This is a genomic window from Vibrio sp. 10N.222.49.C9, from assembly GCF_041474985.1.
Classification (GTDB): domain Bacteria; phylum Pseudomonadota; class Gammaproteobacteria; order Enterobacterales; family Vibrionaceae; genus Vibrio; species Vibrio crassostreae_C.
The window spans coordinates 1-405 of the sequence record NZ_JBFRVD010000471.1 but is presented as its reverse complement, the minus strand read 5'-3'; the positions used below and the strand labels follow the sequence as shown (position 1 = coordinate 405).

Sequence of the window (405 nt, the reverse complement as noted above, 5' to 3'; positions counted from 1 at the left end):
GTTGTAAGATCCTAGTTACTTATAGACATGAAACTTAGTGGCTTAGGAATCGCAATGAAAGATAATAGCCTGCTCGCAATGATGCTCTTGGGTTGCATGTTAATGAGTCCCGCTGCATTCGCACAGGTAAACATTACCGATATTGCTCACGGCGGAATGGAGGCATGGAAAACCAAGGATATTACCACGCCAACTCGTTACAATGTCACAGAATATAAAGACCGACCGGCAATACAGGCACGTAGCGATAATGCTGCTTCGGGTCTTGTCCTCAACAAGCGCATCGACCTCCTCGATACCCCTTACATGAATTGGTCATGGCTAGTAAAACAGTCTCTCCCTGAACTTCAAGAAACCACCAAGCAAGGGGATGATTTTGCCGCGCGGGTATACGTGGTCATCGAT

At 46.7% G+C, this 405-nt stretch carries 1 protein-coding gene; it reads left to right on the top strand.

Translation table 11 applies throughout. The features are described 5' to 3' along the window. Window positions 1-54 precede the first annotated feature (54 nt). Window positions 55-405: DUF3047 domain-containing protein (locus AB4585_RS24035; protein ID WP_372171265.1), on the top strand; the 351-nt coding region annotated here is incomplete at its 3' end.